The organism is Methylophilus rhizosphaerae (assembly GCF_900100975.1).
Lineage (GTDB): Bacteria > Pseudomonadota > Gammaproteobacteria > Burkholderiales > Methylophilaceae > Methylophilus > Methylophilus rhizosphaerae.
In genome coordinates this window covers 65777-83092 of record NZ_FNFX01000005.1, presented here as the reverse complement: position 1 = coordinate 83092, position 17316 = coordinate 65777, and the positions used below count along the sequence as shown (strand labels likewise).

At 53.7% G+C, this 17316-nt stretch carries 15 protein-coding genes; 11 read left to right on the top strand and 4 right to left on the bottom strand.

The genetic code is table 11. The features are described 5' to 3' along the window. Positions 1 to 17 precede the first annotated feature (17 nt). Both BLP53_RS12210 and BLP53_RS12205 read left to right on the top strand, forming a co-directional pair. Positions 18 to 1391, top strand: a complete 1374-nt coding sequence (locus BLP53_RS12210; protein ID WP_245652838.1) for a PepSY-associated TM helix domain-containing protein — start codon at positions 18 to 20, stop codon at positions 1389 to 1391. Then, positions 1388 to 1864 carry a copper chaperone PCu(A)C gene (locus tag BLP53_RS12205; RefSeq protein WP_091472461.1) on the top strand — a complete coding sequence of 159 codons (477 nt, stop codon included), beginning with the start codon at positions 1388 to 1390 and terminating at the stop codon, positions 1862 to 1864. The genes BLP53_RS12210 and BLP53_RS12205 overlap by 4 nt, the downstream gene beginning before the upstream one ends. 122 nt (positions 1865 to 1986) lie before the next feature. Here BLP53_RS12205 and BLP53_RS12200 read toward each other — a convergent pair whose 3' ends face one another. Both BLP53_RS12200 and BLP53_RS12195 read right to left on the bottom strand, forming a co-directional pair. Continuing rightward, positions 1987 to 3282, bottom strand: a complete 1296-nt coding sequence (locus BLP53_RS12200; protein ID WP_091472460.1) for a cyclic di-GMP phosphodiesterase — start codon at positions 3280 to 3282, stop codon at positions 1987 to 1989. Further along, positions 3275 to 6211, bottom strand: coding sequence for a sensor domain-containing protein (locus BLP53_RS12195; RefSeq protein ID WP_091472459.1), 2937 nt, complete (start codon positions 6209 to 6211; stop codon positions 3275 to 3277). Before BLP53_RS12195 ends, BLP53_RS12200 begins: the two co-directional genes overlap by 8 nt. Positions 6212 to 6381: 170 nt before the next feature. Between BLP53_RS12195 and BLP53_RS12190 the strand changes: the two genes are divergently transcribed. From BLP53_RS12190 to BLP53_RS12170, 5 genes are all read left to right on the top strand, one after another. Next, positions 6382 to 7539, top strand: coding sequence for a sialidase family protein (locus tag BLP53_RS12190; protein WP_091472458.1), 1158 nt, complete (start codon positions 6382 to 6384; stop codon positions 7537 to 7539). Between the two features lie 137 nt (positions 7540 to 7676). Next, the gene (gene clpB, locus BLP53_RS12185; RefSeq protein ID WP_091472457.1) at positions 7677 to 10259 is read left to right on the top strand and encodes an ATP-dependent chaperone ClpB; all 2583 of its coding nucleotides are present in this window, start codon (positions 7677 to 7679) and stop codon (positions 10257 to 10259) included. Positions 10260 to 10345: 86 nt separating this feature from the next. Next, positions 10346 to 10855: a hypothetical protein gene (locus BLP53_RS12180; protein ID WP_091472456.1), complete on the top strand. Its 510-nt coding sequence runs from the start codon at positions 10346 to 10348 to the stop codon at positions 10853 to 10855. Positions 10856 to 10909: 54 nt separating this feature from the next. Next, a complete protein-coding gene (locus BLP53_RS12175) occupies positions 10910 to 11329 on the top strand; it encodes a secondary thiamine-phosphate synthase enzyme YjbQ (protein ID WP_091472455.1) in 420 nt (139 codons plus the stop codon). A 56-nt stretch (positions 11330 to 11385) separates the two neighbouring features. Beyond that, on the top strand, positions 11386 to 11676 hold the full coding sequence (locus BLP53_RS12170) for a hypothetical protein (protein WP_091472454.1): 291 nt from the start codon (positions 11386 to 11388) through the stop codon (positions 11674 to 11676). A 68-nt stretch (positions 11677 to 11744) separates the two neighbouring features. Here the strand turns inward: BLP53_RS12170 and BLP53_RS12165 are convergent, their stop codons facing one another. Both BLP53_RS12165 and gpmI read right to left on the bottom strand, forming a co-directional pair. Beyond that, positions 11745 to 13124, bottom strand: coding sequence for a murein hydrolase activator EnvC family protein (locus tag BLP53_RS12165; RefSeq protein ID WP_091472453.1), 1380 nt, complete (start codon positions 13122 to 13124; stop codon positions 11745 to 11747). 17 nt (positions 13125 to 13141) lie between these two features. Further along, positions 13142 to 14692: a 2,3-bisphosphoglycerate-independent phosphoglycerate mutase gene (gene gpmI / locus BLP53_RS12160; protein ID WP_091472452.1), complete on the bottom strand. Its 1551-nt coding sequence runs from the start codon at positions 14690 to 14692 to the stop codon at positions 13142 to 13144. Between the two features lie 144 nt (positions 14693 to 14836). Here gpmI and BLP53_RS12155 point away from each other — a divergent pair, with 144 nt between their 5' ends. From BLP53_RS12155 to BLP53_RS12140, 4 genes are all read left to right on the top strand, one after another. Next, on the top strand, positions 14837 to 15259 hold the full coding sequence (locus BLP53_RS12155) for a rhodanese-like domain-containing protein (protein WP_425412907.1): 423 nt from the start codon (positions 14837 to 14839) through the stop codon (positions 15257 to 15259). A gap of 33 nt (positions 15260 to 15292) precedes the next feature. Then, positions 15293 to 15550: a glutaredoxin 3 gene (grxC, locus tag BLP53_RS12150; protein ID WP_091472451.1), complete on the top strand. Its 258-nt coding sequence runs from the start codon at positions 15293 to 15295 to the stop codon at positions 15548 to 15550. A gap of 81 nt (positions 15551 to 15631) precedes the next feature. Next, entirely contained in the window at positions 15632 to 16108 is a 477-nt protein-coding gene (gene secB, locus BLP53_RS12145) for a protein-export chaperone SecB (RefSeq protein ID WP_091472450.1), read from the top strand. Positions 16109 to 16163: 55 nt separating this feature from the next. Next, positions 16164 to 17156 (top strand): NAD(P)H-dependent glycerol-3-phosphate dehydrogenase, encoded by a 993-nt coding sequence (locus BLP53_RS12140; RefSeq protein ID WP_091472449.1) that lies wholly within the window; start codon positions 16164 to 16166, stop codon positions 17154 to 17156. Positions 17157 to 17316 lie beyond the last annotated feature (160 nt).

Sequence of the window (17316 nt, the reverse complement as noted above, 5' to 3'; positions counted from 1 at the left end):
GACCAGGATCGGATGACATGATGAAGTTACGCCATTGGCCTGCCCACCAGATTGTCTGGCGCTGGCATTTTTATGCCGGGCTGTTCTGTATCCCGTTTATTTTATTGTTATCTGTGACGGGCGGGGTTTACTTGTTCAAGCCACAGGTAGAGGCGGTACTGGACACGCCATATGAGCGGCTGGTACTGACCGGACCTGCCGCGCCTGCGCATCACCAGGTGCAGGCAGCGTTGCAAGCTGTACCAGGCGCCATATTGCATGCTTATGAATTGCCGGTTCATCCGCAATCGGCGGTGCGGGTATTAGTCAAACAGGGACAAGTGATCTCCCGTGTTTATGTGCATCCGCAGACGTTGCAAGTGCTTAATATTGCACGCGAGGATGCCAAAGTGATGCGCATTATGCACGAGCTGCACGGCAATTTATTACTGGGTGCGCGCGGCTCCTATCTGGTGGAACTGGCCGCTTCCTGGGCAATTGTGATGGTCATCACCGGCTTGTATTTGTGGTGGCCCAAGGCAGGGCAAGGCCTGGCTGGCGTGGTTTTTCCGCGTCTTGGCAGGAGCAGCAGGCTATTCTGGCGTGACCTGCATGCGGTCACTGGTTTCTGGGTAGCGATTTTTACCTTGTTCCTGCTGATTTCCGGGCTGCCATGGACCAAGTCATGGGGTGGCATGTTAAAGGAAATCCGCCAAACCCAGATAACGGGCGCCAAAATGGTAAAAGCACAGCCACAAGACTGGACAATCGGTGGGCTAGCCGCTGAGGAGCATGCTGCCCATACAGGACATATGCCAGCGTGGCACTCACCTGGCCCGGCACAAGACTACCGCCTGCTGGATCAACTGGTCGCGACGGTAGCTCCATTGCAATTGGCACCGCCGGTGCTGATCGCCCCTCCTTCAGAGAAATCTACGGATTGGACGGCACGCTCCGATGCACAAAACAGGCCTTTGCGGGTGAACATCCGCTTTGATGCGGCCGGCCATATTGCCAGCCGAAAGAACTTTGCCGACAGACCATGGCTGGATCGGGTGATTGGTGTCGGGGTTGCGATCCATGAAGGCCAATTGTTCGGGTGGCTGAACCAGGCATTAGGGGCGCTTACCGCCTTAGGCCTGGTATTGCTTTCTGTCAGTTCGGTGGTGCTGTGGTGGCAGCGGCTAAAGAATACTTCTTTATTGCACACATTGGGCGCGCCGCCCAGGCGGCAGCCTGCACCTTATGCATGGGCAATGATAGGCATGGTTCTCGTTTTGGGGCTGCTGTTACCGTTTTTTGGATTATCGTTGCTGCTGGTGCTGGGAATAGAGCGCGGGTTAATGCTCTATTTCCCCCGGCTGGCTGGTTACCTTGGTTTGGACCGTACATATAGAAAGGTGGAATCATGAAGTCTTACTTAAAAATTGGGTTAGTCATCATCAGCATGGCTGGTTTTACAGTGTCAGCGCATGCCGACTTGCAGGTACTTGATGCCTGGGTCAAGCCCACTATGCCAGGACAGCCTGTCGCAGGTGCCTACATGACCCTGGTTGCTGATAAAGAGACTGAAATTGTGGACTTATCCTCGCCTGTCGCTGGCAAGACCGAGGTGCATTCCATGTCCATGCAAGGCAATGTCATGAAAATGAAAAGACTGGCGCGTGTGAAGCTGAAGGCAGGGGAAAAGATGGAGTTAAAACCCGGTGGATTCCATATCATGCTGATGGAATTGAATCACCAGATCAAGGAAGGAGAGGTAGTACCTATCAGTCTGGTCACCCAGGACGGAAGCGGAAAGAAAACAACGGTATCAGTCAAAGCCATTGCAGCTTCACCTGAAAACACTGAAGCGCCTTCAGGGATGCACATGCATCATCATTGATGGCTAAAAGACTGGCCGTCACTTAAGCAAAAGACAACTCAATCATTATCCGGCAGCACCGACGCCCGTACGCACAGCGTACGGGTACGTTCAAGTTTGATGGTTGAGCACAGGCCCCATGCTTAAGCGTTGGCCGTGGCCACTTTATCGAGGAAGTAGCTGGTACGCTGTTTCTGGCGCATCATTCTTTGCAGGATATTCGGTAACTGCTCCGGTTTCAGGCATTGGATGATATTCATATCCAGTGCTTCCCTGAGGTCGATGATGTCGCCGTCCTCCTCTTCAGGCCCGTGTAATATCTGGATAAACGGGCGCAGGGGTTGCTGCGGATTGGTCGACAGCACGGTTGCCAGTTGCTGGTCAGACAAGCGCACCACACTGCCTGGCGGATAAATGCCCAGGCATTTGATAAAGCGGCGTAAAATGGTCTGGTCAAACAGGTGGCGTTGCTGGGCAAACATGATGCTCAACGCTTCATACGGCGTTTTGGCATCCACCGGATTGGGTGGATTGCACAGGTTATCGTACATATTGGCGATAATCAGGATATGCGATAACGGGTCGATCTTGTCGCAATGCAGGCCTTGCGGGTAGCCGCTGCCATCCGAGAACTCATGATGCTGGCCTATCAATGTCAGCATTTTTTTAGGCACCGGTACATCTTTCAGCATATTCATGCCCAGGATGACATGGGTCTGGTAGATGGCTGTTTCACGCGCCGTCAGTGGCTCTTTTTTCAGTAAGATCTTGTCGCTGATCTGGCGTTTGCCGATGTCATGCAAGATCGCCGCCATGCCTAGAATGACGGCATCCTCATCACTGATATTCAGGTTCTTGGCCAGCAACATGGACAGTACCAGGATATTCAGTTCGTGCTGGTAATACTGGTCGCCAATGCGATGGCCATTCATGGCATGAATGGCGATGTCACCTTCAGTCAGTGTGCTGGTGACCAAATCCTGCACCAGGTTGGAGGCCAGTCCAAAGGCCTGGTCCGGATGTTCTACCGAGAGTTTCTGCAGGTTTCTCACCTCGGCACTGGTTTGCAGGAATTTCTGTTCGCTTTCCGTAATGGCATGTTTGAGGGCGAGCTGTTTTTTCTGGGCCGGGCTTAATGCCGGGGTGTCATCAATGATTCCCAGTCTCGATGAAAAATCTTTTTTGAAAGGGAAATCCACCACATTGTAATTGCCACCGCCACGACTGCTTCTTAACGGTGTACTGGAACTACGCCGCGGGTCATAACGCAATTGCTGCAGCCCCAGGGACCTGATGGTCTCGATCTGGGATTCGTCCGTGATTTTAAAGTTGCTGACAGAGAAAGGATGGTCCATCCATCCGAGGTCAAGGTGGATGTACAGACCGATCTGGATCTGTTCAATATCAATGTAATAGGTATCAGAGGCGTGATTAGGCATGGCGTTTTATTTTTCTTTGATTATTTAACACTAGCAGTTGCAGGAAATCATCTGGACAGACCGGGTAGGCATACAGATAGCCCTGGGCGGTTTGGCATCCCAGCCGTTGTAAAAAGGCTTCCTGTTCTTCTGTTTCTACTCCTTCTGCAACGACAGTCAGGCCCAGCTGGATGGCCATCGCATAAATGGCGCTGGTAATGGCGGCATCATCCTTGTCATCTGGCAGGTCCTTGACAAAGCTGCGGTCAATCTTGATCTGGTCCAGTGGCAAGCGCTTCAAGTGCGACAGGGACGAATAACCGATGCCAAAATCATCAATGGCAATGCTAATGCCCAGTTTCTTCAGTTGATTAAAGGTATCGACGACGTGTTGCGTGTGCTGCATCAAGGTACTTTCGGTGATTTCCAGCTCGATGATGGACGGGTCGCAATCACTTTCCATCAGAATGCCGTAGATCGTATCGGCAAATTTGCTTTTCATGATTTGCACACCGGAAACGTTGATGGCAATTTTCTTGAACTCCGGATGCGCCTGGTGCCAGGCATGTGCCTGGTGTACGGCTTCCCGTAATGCCCATTCGCCTATGCTCAGGATCAGACCGGTTTCTTCTGCCAGCGGGATAAATTTGCCGGGTGGAATCAATCCCTGTATCGGGTGTTGCCAGCGAATCAGGGCTTCCGCCCCCACAATCATATTGGTACTCAGGTCCACCTGGGCCTGGTAGAACATTTTCAGCTGTTTTCTCGACAATGCCTGGCGTAGCTCGGTTTCCAGCTGGAAGTGCTCGACCGCATTGCGGCTCAATGCCGCATCGTAGAACGACAGGTGGTTTTTGCCATTGTTCTTGACCTGGTACATGGCGAGGTCGGCTGCCTTGATAAGGCCTTCAACATCGCTGGCATCTTGCGGGTACATGGCAATACCGATGCTGGCGCCAACAAAAATTTCATGATGGTCAATCATGAATTTGCGGCTGAGTGCTTCCAGGATATCCTGCGCCTTGTGTTCTACATCCGTTTTGCTATGCAGGTTTTCCAGCAATACAATAAACTCATCGCCTCCCAGGCGCCCGACGATATCTGACTCACGCAGCGATCCGCGGATGCGCTCGGTCACGCCCAGAAGCAATTGATCGCCGGTATAGTGGCCCAGGCTGTCGTTAATATTCTTGAACCGGTCAAGGTCAATAAACAGTACCGCTGCCTGCTGCTCGTGCCGGTTGGCGCGCTGGATGGCGTGCGTGAACAAGTGATTGATCAGGCGGCGGTTAGGCAACCCCGTGAGCGGGTCATGGTTGACCAGCGAGTTGAGTTGCCGCTGTGAGCGCTTCATCTCGGTGATATCGGCAAACACCCCGACATAATTGGTGATGGCGTTGGCGTGGTTACGTACGGCGGTAATGGTCATCCATTCGGTATAACTTTCGCCGCTCTTGCGCACGTTCTCGATCTCGCCCGACCATTTGCCATGGCGCTTGAGTGCGCCGAACAGGCCACGCGGACGCTGTCGGAAGATTTGCGGTTTGGTACCCAGCACCTCGGATTCATCAAAACCGGTAATCAGCGTGTAGCCTTGGTTGATGCCGACCAGTTCGCCTGCAGGATTCACGATCATGATGCCTTCGGTGGTACTGTCGAAGGCAATCTTGGCCAGTTTCAGATGCCTGCCGGTTTGTTCGCGATGAATGGCGACGCTCAGGGTGCGGCCAATCGCCATCAGGGAACCCAGTTCCTGTGAGCTGGTGCTCTCGGCATCAAAGCAGCGCTCAATGATGATGGAGCCCCACCATTCGCTGTCCATCATCAACGGCACAATCACCAGGTTGACAGTGTCATGGGATTTAAGCAGGAAGCGTTCTTCTTCCGGCAGCGCATGTGCGTCGCACATGACAGGCTGCCCTCTGGACAGCAAGGCATGCCAGCGCTTCAGCTCGGGAGAAAGAAATGAAATCTTTTCCCAGTGCTCACAGGTGGTATGGAAACCATTGATGGCCCAGTGGAACAGCGCCTGGGAGCGTATCTCGGTTTTCTGGCGCGAGGCCATCGTGTGGTGTTGCAATAGCACGGCGCGGCTGAAGCGGAAAGATAGGCAGCACTGTTGCAGTACGCTCTCTGCCACGGACTGCCAGCGTTCGGCCGAGTGCAGCATCCAGTCACAGGAAATAAGCGTATCCAGGACGGCACTGCGGCTCTGTAGCTGGCCTTCAATAAACTTCTGCTCACTGACATCCCGCGCCACCGTGATCAGGTGGCTGGGTTGCTCGCTCTGGTCGTAATAAGCGGTTTTATTCACTTCCAGCGTTTTATAGCCACCTTGTGGCAAGTGGACGAGCTCTTCGTTGTGGTAAGCCTGCCGGGATTGCCAGACACTTTTGTCTGACTTTTCATGATGTTCAAAACTGTTGCGGAACACGGGGTGCAAGGTGTCAGCAATCTGCTGATTGTTCAGGAACTGGTAATCAACGCTATCAATCTGGAAAGTATTAAGTAATCGCTGGTTGGCCATCATCCAGCGATTGTCATGATCCTTGATGCAGATGAGGTCGGGGCTCATCTCGATCAGTGAATGCACAATGGATTGCATGTGCCGTAATTGGTTGACCAGTGATGGCTCCGCTACCTCCAGGATCAGGCCAATGGCTTTCCGGCCACGGGGAGCATAGAGCAGCCGGCACTTAAAGTCATGATTCAATTCATTGAGCCGTGTTTTAAGGGTGAACTCGGTGACGCTTTCGCGTATGGCCTGCACCAGCGCCTGGCGCATATCTTTGGGAAGGCAGTCGGCCTGTTCACCGATCAGCTTGTGCGCCACGGCATTCGCCGCCACGCATTGTGCACGGCGGTTAATTGCCAGCATGGGCGTGGCTGGCATGGCAGCGGCCAAAGGCTGCAACCATGCTGTGCTATGATGATCAAAACTTTCCCGCATATCTCTTCGAGTGGTTACTTGGTGACGAGGTCCAGCCTGCTTTCCTGATTAATAGGGTTAACGGCGCTGATGCAGTGGAACTTTAGCAGTTTTGTGGTTTGTAAATAATTATTTTTTTAAATATATTTAAGTAAGGAAATTGGCAAGTGAAATGGTGGCTTGGTGGGTGGATGGTGCTGTGTTTAAGCTGCTTGGCGCCAGTAAGCGCGCATGAAGCACATACGGAATATGTGGCTTCCGAACTGGCGGTCAGTGTCACCAGCGATACGCAAGGCCGGGTCTGGCTGGCACGTGCCAGGAAAGGCCAGGTCTGGGTGTCATCCAGTGCAGATGCCGGCCAGCATTTTGGCAAGGAGGTCGCGGTAAATGCCACACCCATGAAAGTGGCGGCAGATGCCGAAGCGAGGCCGAAAATTGCGGTTGCTGCTAACGGTTATATCTATCTCAGCTGGACAGAATCCCTCAAGAAACCCTATGCCGGTTATATCTGGTTTGCACGTTCTGTCGATGACGGCAAGAGTTTTGAAACGCCTTATATCGTACATCAGGACCGGGCGGAAATTACCCACCGCTTTGACGCCTTGCAGGTGGCTGCTGATGGCAAGATTACGGTTGCATGGATAGACAAGCGTGACCTGCTTGCGGCCAAGGCGGCTGGAAAAACGTATGAAGGCGCTGCGATTTATTATGCGGTTTCCACCGACCAGGGGAAAAGTTTTGCACCGGAACAGAAACTGGCTGACAGCAGCTGTGAGTGTTGCCGCATCGCCATGACCAGTAAACCGGATGGGACGGTTGCCGTGTTGTGGCGGCATGTATTCGCGGGCAACGAGCGGGATCACGCCATGGCGGAAATCGGCCAGTCAGCCGCGCCAGCCATCGTGCGTGCCAGCTACGGGCACTGGAAAATTGATGGTTGTCCACACCATGGCGCTGCCCTGGCAGTGGGTGAGGGATTCGGCTATCACCTGGCGTATTTTGACGGTGCCGGTGATAAGCCTGGCCTGCGTGTGGCACGCATGGATGGAGAGGCCTGGGTGACGTCACCACCCAGAAAAATCGGGGACCCGAAAAAGAATGCAGGCCATCCTGCCTTGCTGAGCATAGGCGAAAAAGTGTGGCTGGCCTGGCGTGAACACAACACTGAAGGCATGGATATTGTGGCGATGACTTCGCTGGACGGTGGCAAGACCTGGAGTTTGCCCGTGACCTTGGCCCACACGGCGGCCAGGCTGGATTACCCGCAATGGCTGAATCTGCGCGGGCAAGTCGTGCTGGCGGTGAGCAGCGCTGACAAGGGGTTGCTGGTGATCCCCGCACCATTATAGCCATTTCGAATGGCGTGCCATGATGCTGGAAAGTGGCGCAAATTTGATCTGGGTCTATTGAAAACGTAAAAACCCGCCGCATTATAGGGGTATATCGCCGCAGCATGTGGCATGACTTAAATAATGAAGGGTTTGATATGCGTTTTGATAAACTCACTACCAAATTTCAACAGGCATTCGCCGATGCGCAAAGCATGGCCGTGGGTGCCGATCATCCTACGATAGAAGCACCGCATTTGCTGCTGGCGATGTTAAACCAGGAAGACAGCAGCGTGGCTGCGTTGCTTTCACGGGCTGGGGTGCAGGTAAATGCGCTAAAAACGAGCTTGCAACAAGCCGTAGATGCGCTGCCTAAAGTCGCTGAAAACAGTGGCGATGTGGCGGTTTCGCGTGACCTGAACAATCTGTTGAACATCACCGACAAGTTCGCGCAAAAGAATGGCGACAGCTATATCGCTAGCGAAATGTTTTTGCTGGCATTAGCGGACGATAAAGGTGAAACCGGCAAATTGCTGAAACAGCATGGCTTGAACAAAACCGTGCTGGAGCAGGCGATTAAAGCCGTGCGTGGCAATGACGCCGTCAATAGCCAGGAAGCGGAAGGCCAGCGCGAAGCCCTGAAAAAATATACCCTGGACTTGACCGAGCGCGCCCGCGCCGGCAAGCTGGATCCGGTCATCGGCCGGGACGATGAAATCCGCCGCGCTATCCAGGTGTTGCAACGCCGTACCAAGAACAACCCGGTGCTGATCGGTGAACCTGGCGTGGGTAAGACCGCGATTGTGGAAGGGCTGGCGCAGCGTATCGTCAACGGCGAGGTACCAGATTCCCTCAGAAACAAAAAAGTGCTGAGCCTGGATATGGCAGCCTTGCTGGCGGGTGCCAAATACCGTGGTGAATTCGAAGAGCGCCTGAAAGCAGTTTTAAAAGAGCTGGCGCAGGACGAAGGCCAGACCATCGTCTTTATTGATGAGATCCACACCATGGTCGGGGCTGGTAAGTCTGAAGGTGCCATGGATGCCGGCAATATGCTGAAACCGGCTTTGGCCCGGGGTGAATTACACTGTGTCGGTGCGACCACGCTGGATGAATACCGCAAATATATCGAGAAAGATGCGGCGCTGGAACGGCGTTTCCAGAAAGTACTGGTTGATGAACCCAGCGTAGAGGCAACGATTGCGATCCTGCGTGGTTTGCAGGAAAAGTATGAACTGCACCACGGGGTCGAGATTACTGACCCGGCCATTGTGGCGGCAGCAGAATTGTCCAACCGGTATATCACCGACCGCTTTTTGCCGGACAAGGCGATTGACCTGATTGATGAGGCAGCTTCCCGCATCAAGATGGAAATTGACTCCAAGCCAGAAGTCATGGATAAGCTGGATAGACGCCTGATTCAACTCAAGATTGAGCGCGAAGCCGTGCGTCGTGAAAAAGACGAAGCCAGCCAGAAACGCTTCACCCTGATTGAAGAAGAGATCGCCAGGCTGGAAAAAGAATATGCCGACCTGGAAGAAATCTGGAAGGCTGAGAAGGCCGCGGTGCATGGTTCTGCCGGCGTGAAAGAAGCGATTGAAAAGGTCAAACTGGATATGGAAGCGGCCAAGCGCAAAGGTGACTGGCAGCAGGTCTCCGAGTTGCAGTACGGCAAACTGCCGCAACTGGAAGCGCAACTCAGGCAGGTGTCCAGCACGGAAGCGAGCGGGGCAGTGAAACATAAAATGCTGCGTACCGAAGTGGGCGCCGATGAGATCGCCGAAGTGGTCAGCCGTGCGACCGGGATCCCTGTCAGCAAAATGATGACGGGTGAACGCGAGAAACTACTGGGCATGGAAAACAAATTGCACGAGCGCGTGGTCGGGCAGGATGAGGCGGTGCGCCTGGTCTCTGATGCGATCCGCCGTTCGCGTAGTGGCTTGAGTGACCCTAACCGGCCTTATGGCAGCTTCCTGTTCCTGGGGCCTACCGGTGTGGGTAAGACCGAGCTCTGCAAGGCGTTGGCCAGCTTCCTGTTCGACAGTGAAGAACATATGATACGCATCGACATGAGCGAGTTTATGGAGAAGCATTCCGTCTCCCGCCTGATTGGTGCGCCGCCGGGGTATGTCGGCTATGAAGAGGGGGGTACATTGACCGAGGCTGTGCGCCGCAAACCCTATTCAGTCGTGTTGCTGGATGAGGTGGAAAAAGCGCATCCGGACGTGTTCAATGTGTTGCTGCAGGTGCTGGATGATGGCCGTTTAACCGATGGGCAGGGGCGCACTGTAGACTTCAAGAATACGGTGATTATCATGACCTCCAACCTGGGCAGCCAGATGATACAAAGCATGTCCGGCCAGGATTACCAGGTGGTGAAACTGGCGGTGATGGGTGAAGTGAAAACACATTTCCGCCCGGAATTTATCAACCGGATCGACGAAGTGATTGTGTTCCATGCGCTGGGCGAGGCCCATGTCAAATCCATTGCGAATATCCAGCTGCAATTGCTGGCTAAACGGATAGCTGCAATGGAAATGCATCTGGACGTGAGTGATGCCGCCCTGGCAGAAATTGCCAATGCAGGCTTTGATCCGGTCTATGGTGCACGGCCGCTCAAGCGAGCCATCCAGAGTGAGATTGAGAATCCGCTGGCGAAGGAAATCCTGGCCGGGCATTTTGCGGCCAAGGATACGATACGCGTGGATTTTGACGCAGGCAAAATGCTGTTTAATAAAGCCTGATGAGTAATCCCTGAAACGAACCATCATTGTAACCAGGGGTCACACGGTGTGTGACCCCTTACTTTAAGTGGTGTTAGAATGGAACCATGATGAATCACAGCATACTTTTTTCATTGCTCATCGCGGCCAGCCTGGCCGGTTGTGCTTCGCAACCGGCCCAACCGGTACAGATTGACAGGATTTCCCCTGAGCAACTGGCAGCATTGGTTCCGCCTGCACAGGCCAAATTAAGCCTGGATGAAATTGTGGTCATGAGCAAACAGGGAAAATCCGATGCCGAGATTATTGAGGCGATCAAACAGTCAGACTCCCGTTATTCCCTGACGCCGTCCGATATGCTGGCCTGGTACCAGAAAGGGATTGCCAAAGGAGTACTGGACTATATGCAGCAGGCAAATGCACTGGCGGAACAGAATGCGATTGCCGATGAAATCAACAAGCGTGAAAAAGCCCGCGCAGAAGCCGAGCTCAGGCTCAAGCGCGAGCGGGATATTGCACGTATGCGCAGTATGGATCCGTGGTTTTACGGCCCCGGTTTCTATGGCGGCCCGTGGGGCTATCGTCCTTACTGGGGGGGTGGTTGGCGCTATTGGTAGCCTGGGGAGCATCTACAGGTTAATATAGTAGGGCTTCAGCTGTGAAAACCCGGTATGAAACAACTTCACGAAACACTTTCCATCAATGCACAGGGGCGGCGATTGTACGATATCACGCCGCAAGTATTGCAATGGGTGCAGCAATCCGGAATCCAGAGCGGTTTGCTCACGCTGTATATCCAGCATACTTCTGCCAGTCTGCTGATTAATGAAAACTATGACCGCGATGTGCTGGTGGATATGGAAGCGTTCTTTAACCGCCTGGTGCCTGATGGTGATGAGCTGTTCATCCACACGGTAGAAGGCCCGGATGATATGCCGGCACATGTGCGTACGGCATTGACGCAAACCAGCTTGTCCATCCCGGTATTACAGGGACGGGTTGCATTGGGGCAATGGCAGGGCATATTTCTGTTTGAACACCGTCATTTGCCTGCCCGCAGGCGTGTATTAATGCATGTCATGGGTGAGTAAGCTTAAGTTTTTCAATCAGCATTTTGCTATAACAATGTCACTAAGAGGAGAAGCATATGAAGTCAAAAACTTGTTTGATCGCCATCTTGTTAGCATTAGGATTGGCCGCTTGCGATAAGCAAGAGGCAGCTGCACCGGAAACTGCTGCGCCTGCCGCAGAGGCTGAAACACCGGCTGCTCCGGTAGCAGAACCGGCAAAATCCGGTGGTGGAGGCTATGATCCGGCGGATGACGAGCGTGTACCAGGCATCACGGTTTCCAAAGAGGAGATCGAGAAACAGTTGGCAGAGTCGCTGGCTGATACGCCTAAACCAACCGTCCCTGGCGAAGAGCCTAAAGCCGAGTAGTCGCGGTACAGTAAGAAAAAAGCGCAGCTAGCTGCGCTTTTTTTATCATATAACACAGAATCTCTGTGCTATTTCACCGTACTCCATTGCAGCGGATCAAACGGAATGCTGTTGCGTCGCAGTTCATAATACACCCCGTTTTCCGCATTGCCGCCACTGTTGCCTACCGCGGCAATCGTATCGCCGGCCTTGACCGCCTGGCCTGAAGATTTATACAGCGCCTCGTTGTTGCCATACAAACTCATGTAACCATTGCCGTGGTCAATCACGATCAAGTTGCCGAATCCCCGCATCCAGTCGGCAAATACTACCTGGCCACCGGCGACGGACTTGACTTCGCTCCCTTCAGACGCACGGATAAACAAGCCTTTCCAGCTGACGCCTGTTTCAGCCCGAGCACTGCCGAAACGGTTAATCACTTCACCGCGCACGGGTAGCCGCAAGCGGCCGCGTAACTGGGCAAAGTTTTCCTTGTTGGCATTATATTCAGGCAGCGTTTCATTTTTAGCGACTACGGTGCTGCCCTGTGAGCTGGTGTCATCCTCCTCCACTTTGGTTTGTGGCGCATGCTCGAACGTGCGGCCTGCGGATTTTTTCTTGCGGGCAAGCTCTGCTGCCTTCTTGGCTGCGGCTGCTTTTTCACGCTTGGCTTTGGCTATTGCCTCCTGTTCGCGTTTTTTTGCTTCCGCCACCAGGCGCTGGAACAGTTTGGACAAGGCTTCTTCATCTTTTTTCAGCCGCGCCAGTTGCTGCTCCTGTGTTTCAATCTGCCTGGAAAGCTGGGTCAGCGCTTCAGTCCGCTTGGATTTCTCATTTTCCAGTTGGTGGGTGGTGTCGCTGTACTGATTCGCCAGGCGATCGGTTTCATGCAGTTGTTCGGTGGTGGCGGTACGCACGCGCTCAATCGCATCGCGGTTGTCCTGCAGGGACTGGATTTGTTGCTGATGGGCGGCAGTCAGGTAACCCAGGTATTTCAGGTTTCGCGATGTGCTGGCCGGGTCTTGCTGTTGTAACAGCATTTGCAACGGGCTGTGGTTGCCATGGCGATACTGCTGGTTCAGTTGCTGGCTCAGGGACTGTTGCTGCTGGTTGACCTGCCTCTGCAACAAGGACATCTGTTTCTGCAAGTCTTGCAGTTTGCCGCGGTTATCCTGTTGGGCTGCCTGGATTTCGCGCAGCTTCTTGCGTGAGGCGCTGATGGCGGTTTCCGAGGCTTTCAGTGCTTCATTCGCATCCTGCTTGGCCAGTTGTGACGCCTTGAGCGCATTGGCCAGTTGCTGGATTTTCTCCTTGACCTGCGCCAGGTCGCTCTTGGCTGCTTCAGTGGTGCTATTGGCCGCAGCCGTGACCGGTGAAGGTAAGACTACCGCAAGCGTGACCAGTGCGCAGCTCAGGAAAACGGAGCACCATCGGTATGGCCTGGAGCGGAACAACAGGATCTCAGACATGCACCCACATCATCTGCTTAGTTGACTGCATCTAGCGTGACCAGGCTGTGACCGGTCATTTCCACCGGTTTGGGCAAGCCCATCAATGATAACAGGGTAGGCGCAATGTCAGACAAGGCGCCACCTGCCGTGATTTTTCCCGCGCGACCAATGTAAATAAATGGCACCAGGTTGGTCGTGTGCTGGGTATGTACCTGTGCACTGCCGTGATCAAACATGCTTTCAGCATTGCCGTGGTCAGCGGTAATAATAATTTCGGCACCGGTCTTTTGTGCGGCAGCCACTACCCTGCCTATGCAGGTATCCAGCGTTTCTACAGCTTTGATGGCGGCCTGGAGGTTGCCGGAATGGCCAACCATATCGCCGTTGGCGTAGTTACAGATAATGGCCTGATACTGGCCGGATTCAATGGCTGCCACCAGTTTGTCAGTGACTTCAGGCGCGCTCATTTCCGGCTGTAAATCATACGTCGCCACTTTTGGGGAAGGCACCAGGATACGGTCTTCGCCTTCAAAGACAGTTTCTTCGCCACCATTAAAGAAGAACGTGACGTGCGGGTATTTTTCGGTTTCAGCGATGCGCAATTGCCTGAGGCCGAGCCCGGCAATATATTCGCCGAAGGTATTGGGTACGGTGTAAGGAGCAAAGACCGGTTCGGCCAGGCCCTGATTTTTGTCGTACTGGGTCAAGGTCAGGTAATGCTTGAAGCGTGGCATACGACTGCGCTCAAAGCCGCTGAATTGCGGATTCAGTAGTGCATCGGTGAGCTGGCGCGCACGGTCACTGCGGAAGTTCATGAACACCAGCACATCATCATCTTCCATCCGCACCGGTGCAGCATCGGCACTACGGATGGCCGTGCATTGCACAAACTCATCACTTTCACCACGGGCGTAGGCTTGTTGCAGTGCGGTCAGGCTATCCGGGGCCACATGGTCAGCAATGCCATCGACCAGCAATTCATAAGCCACTGAAACGCGTTCCCAGCGTTTGTCCCGGTCCATGCCGTAGAAACGTCCGCCTATCGAAGCCACTTTACCTACGCCCAGTGTTTGCAGGTGGTTTTCCAGCGCTTCCAGGTAAGGCTGTGCGCTTTTGGGTGGCGTATCACGGCCATCCAGGAATGCATGCACATAGACTTTGCTCAGGCCTTGCTGTTTGGCCATGGTGAGGATGGCATGGATATGTGGCTGGTAACTATGCACGCCCCCATCAGATAGCAGGCCGAGAATATGCAGGGCTTTATCGCTGGCCTTCAATGCCTGCATGGCGTTAACCAGGGGTGGCAGCCGGAAAAACTCGCCACTGCTGATGCTGTTGTTGATGCGTTCAAAGTCTTGAAAAATAATGCGTCCCGCCCCAATATTCAGGTGGCCGACTTCTGAGTTGCCCATCTGGCCATCCGGCAGGCCAACATAATGTTCTGACGCGTTGATCAGGCTGTGCGGGTAGCGCGACTTGAGGCTATCCAGATTAGGTGTACTGGCTTGCAGTACGGCATTGTGTTCAGTGGTCTCGCTGTGACCGAATCCATCCAGAATCAGTAAAATGACAGGTTTGATTGACATGGCTAACAAAACTTTAAATGGGCGACGGAACGTCGGATTGATGAATACCGCTATTATAATCGCAACCGCAGGTGACGCCTACTCAAAGCCGGACGTCATCTTGGAAGGGATGCCGGTATACTGCCCGTTTGCCAATGTATAAGGATGGAAACACACGTGGAGTTTTTAAAACAAAACATATTACTGATCGGCCTGGCGGTCGGTTCCGGCCTGGCCTTGTTGTGGCCGATGTTGAACCGCTCAGCCGCTGGCAGCGCACTGATCTCGGTCACGGAAGCGGTGATGCTGATGAGCCGCAAGTCTGTGCTGGTGCTGGATGTGCGTGAACCGGACGAATTTGCGCAGGGCCATTTGCAGGGCGCACGTAACGTGCCATTGTCCCAACTGGCCGCGCGCAGCAAGGAGCTGGAAAAATTCCGCGACAAACCGGTACTGGTGGTATGCCAGCGCGGCAGCCGTGCGCGTACTGCCTGCCGCATGCTGAAAGACCAGCAGTTTACTTCCTTGCACCAGTTAAAAGGCGGGATGCAGGCCTGGCTGGATGCCAAGATGCCGACCGGCAAGTAAATCTCCTTCATCATTAACAACGGGAAAGTCGCTATGGCAAAAGTTGTCATGTATACCTCGGCAGTGTGCCCTTATTGCATGAATGCCGAACGCCTGTTACGCAACAAGGGCGTGACAGAGATTGAGAAGATCCGCGTGGACCTGCAACCTGAACTGCGCATGGAAATGATGGAGAAAACCGGTCGCCGTACCGTACCGCAGATTTATATCGGTGACCACCATGTGGGTGGTTTTGACGATTTGCATGCACTGGATATGCAGGGGGGACTGGACCCTTTGCTGGCGGCTTGAGGCAGCAGAAAAAACACATAGTCAGCGCAGGGATGTCCGGTTAAAATAGCGGCTTTGCGTATTGAAAGTTAAGGACGAGTCATGGCTCAGGAACCACAAAACCAAACAGAACAAAATACAGCGCCTATTTTCAGTATTGAAAAACTGTATATCCACGATGCATCTATCGAAGTACCGAATGCGCCTGCCATTTTCACTGAGCGCACCACGCCGCAAATCAGTGTTGAGCTGGGAAATGCGGCCGAGCAGATCCAGGACGGTATTTTCAATGTGTCCATCAAAGTCACGGTAACCGCCAAGATCGAAGACAAAACGGCTTTCCTGGTAGAAGTAAACCAGTCCGGTATTTTTGCCATCCGCAATGTGCCACAGGAAAACATGGAGCCTATCCTGGCCGTTGCCTGCCCGAACATCCTGTTCCCGTATGCGCGTGAAGCAGTTTCCGATATGGTCACGCGTGCCGGCTTTATGCCCGTGCTGTTGAACCCGATCAACTTCGAAGCGCTGTACCTGCAACAGCAACAACAGGCTGCACAAGCGGCTGGTGCGCCTAACTAATTTATTCAAAAAGTATGGCCTGGCATGTTCCAGCCATCTTTCCGGATAATTCCAGATGAGTAAAGTCGCCGTTTTAGGGGCAGGTGCCTGGGGCACTGCACTTGCCATGCATATCGCCTTGCAGCACGAGGTTGTGTTGTGGGCGCGTAACAGCGGGCACGTGTCCGGCATGCGCAAAGCGCGCGCCAACCCGTTATACCTGGGCGATTTTGCCTTCCCTGAAAAACTCACGGTAGAAGGTGACCTGGCCACTGCCATTGATGGTGCCGACCTGATTTTATCCGTGGTGCCGACTGCCGGTTTCCGGCCCATTCTGCAGCAGTTGAAAGCACTTGGCATCCATCAGCCATTAATCTGGGCCAGCAAAGGCCTGGAACCTAAAACGGCCAAGCTGCCATTTGAAGTGGCGCAGGAAGAGCTGGGGAGCGAATACCCTTGGGGCGTATTGAGCGGCCCCAGTTTTGCCGCTGAGCTGGTACGTGGATTGCCGACAGCGATTACGCTGGCCGCCAATCACCGCGAACTGGCACAGCAAGCCGCACAACTGATTCATGGCGGCTGTTTGCGCGTCTATGACAGCGTGGATATTGTGGGCGCGTCAGTCGGCGGCGCAGTCAAGAACGTGATGGCGATTGCTGCCGGCATCTCGGATGGCATGGGTTTCGGCAATAACGCGCGCGCCGCCATGATTACGCGTGGCCTGGCGGAAATTACCCGCTTTGGCATGGCATTGGGCGCGAAAGCGGAAACCTTTATGGGACTGGCGGGGGCGGGTGACCTGATACTGACCTGTACCGGCCAGTATTCGCGTAACCGTGAAGTCGGTTTGCAACTCGCATCAGGCAAGTCGCTTGACAGTATCCTGGCTGGCTTGGGTCATGTGGCCGAAGGGGTGAATACCGCGCGGGAAGTCATGCGCCGTGCCGAAATCATAGGGGTTGAAATGCCGATTACGTTTGAAGTCAACCAGTTGCTGACCAGCCAGAAAACCGCGCAGGATGCCGTGAATGCTTTACTGGGTCGTGACCAGCGCCAGGAATCCGCCTGATCTGCCGCTTGCCGCCAGCCCGTATCTCTCCTTCTGTCTGCTGCTGTGAAATGTGCGCCTTAATCTTTTTTTCTTCCTGTTTATAGCTTTCTCGTAGCCTGTTTTGCTGCCTCCAAAGTCGGTCTTCAGACTCGGGAGTATGTTTGTATGCCCATGCCCT

Coding starts and splice junctions, on each gene's coding strand:
- BLP53_RS12155 (WP_425412907.1), top strand. CDS start 14,837: ATGGAAACACACGTGGAGTTTTTAAAACAAAACATATTACTGATCGGC.
- BLP53_RS12165 (WP_091472453.1), bottom strand. CDS start 13,124: ATGTCTGAGATCCTGTTGTTCCGCTCCAGGCCATACCGATGGTGCTCC.
- BLP53_RS12200 (WP_091472460.1), bottom strand. CDS start 3,282: ATGCCTAATCACGCCTCTGATACCTATTACATTGATATTGAACAGATC.
- BLP53_RS12170 (WP_091472454.1), top strand. CDS start 11,386: ATGAAGTCAAAAACTTGTTTGATCGCCATCTTGTTAGCATTAGGATTG.
- BLP53_RS12180 (WP_091472456.1), top strand. CDS start 10,346: ATGATGAATCACAGCATACTTTTTTCATTGCTCATCGCGGCCAGCCTG.
- grxC (WP_091472451.1), top strand. CDS start 15,293: ATGGCAAAAGTTGTCATGTATACCTCGGCAGTGTGCCCTTATTGCATG.
- BLP53_RS12140 (WP_091472449.1), top strand. CDS start 16,164: ATGAGTAAAGTCGCCGTTTTAGGGGCAGGTGCCTGGGGCACTGCACTT.
- gpmI (WP_091472452.1), bottom strand. CDS start 14,692: ATGTCAATCAAACCTGTCATTTTACTGATTCTGGATGGATTCGGTCAC.
- BLP53_RS12205 (WP_091472461.1), top strand. CDS start 1,388: ATGAAGTCTTACTTAAAAATTGGGTTAGTCATCATCAGCATGGCTGGT.
- BLP53_RS12190 (WP_091472458.1), top strand. CDS start 6,382: ATGGTGCTGTGTTTAAGCTGCTTGGCGCCAGTAAGCGCGCATGAAGCA.
- BLP53_RS12195 (WP_091472459.1), bottom strand. CDS start 6,211: ATGCGGGAAAGTTTTGATCATCATAGCACAGCATGGTTGCAGCCTTTG.
- secB (WP_091472450.1), top strand. CDS start 15,632: ATGGCTCAGGAACCACAAAACCAAACAGAACAAAATACAGCGCCTATT.
- BLP53_RS12210 (WP_245652838.1), top strand. CDS start 18: ATGATGAAGTTACGCCATTGGCCTGCCCACCAGATTGTCTGGCGCTGG.
- BLP53_RS12175 (WP_091472455.1), top strand. CDS start 10,910: ATGAAACAACTTCACGAAACACTTTCCATCAATGCACAGGGGCGGCGA.
- clpB (WP_091472457.1), top strand. CDS start 7,677: ATGCGTTTTGATAAACTCACTACCAAATTTCAACAGGCATTCGCCGAT.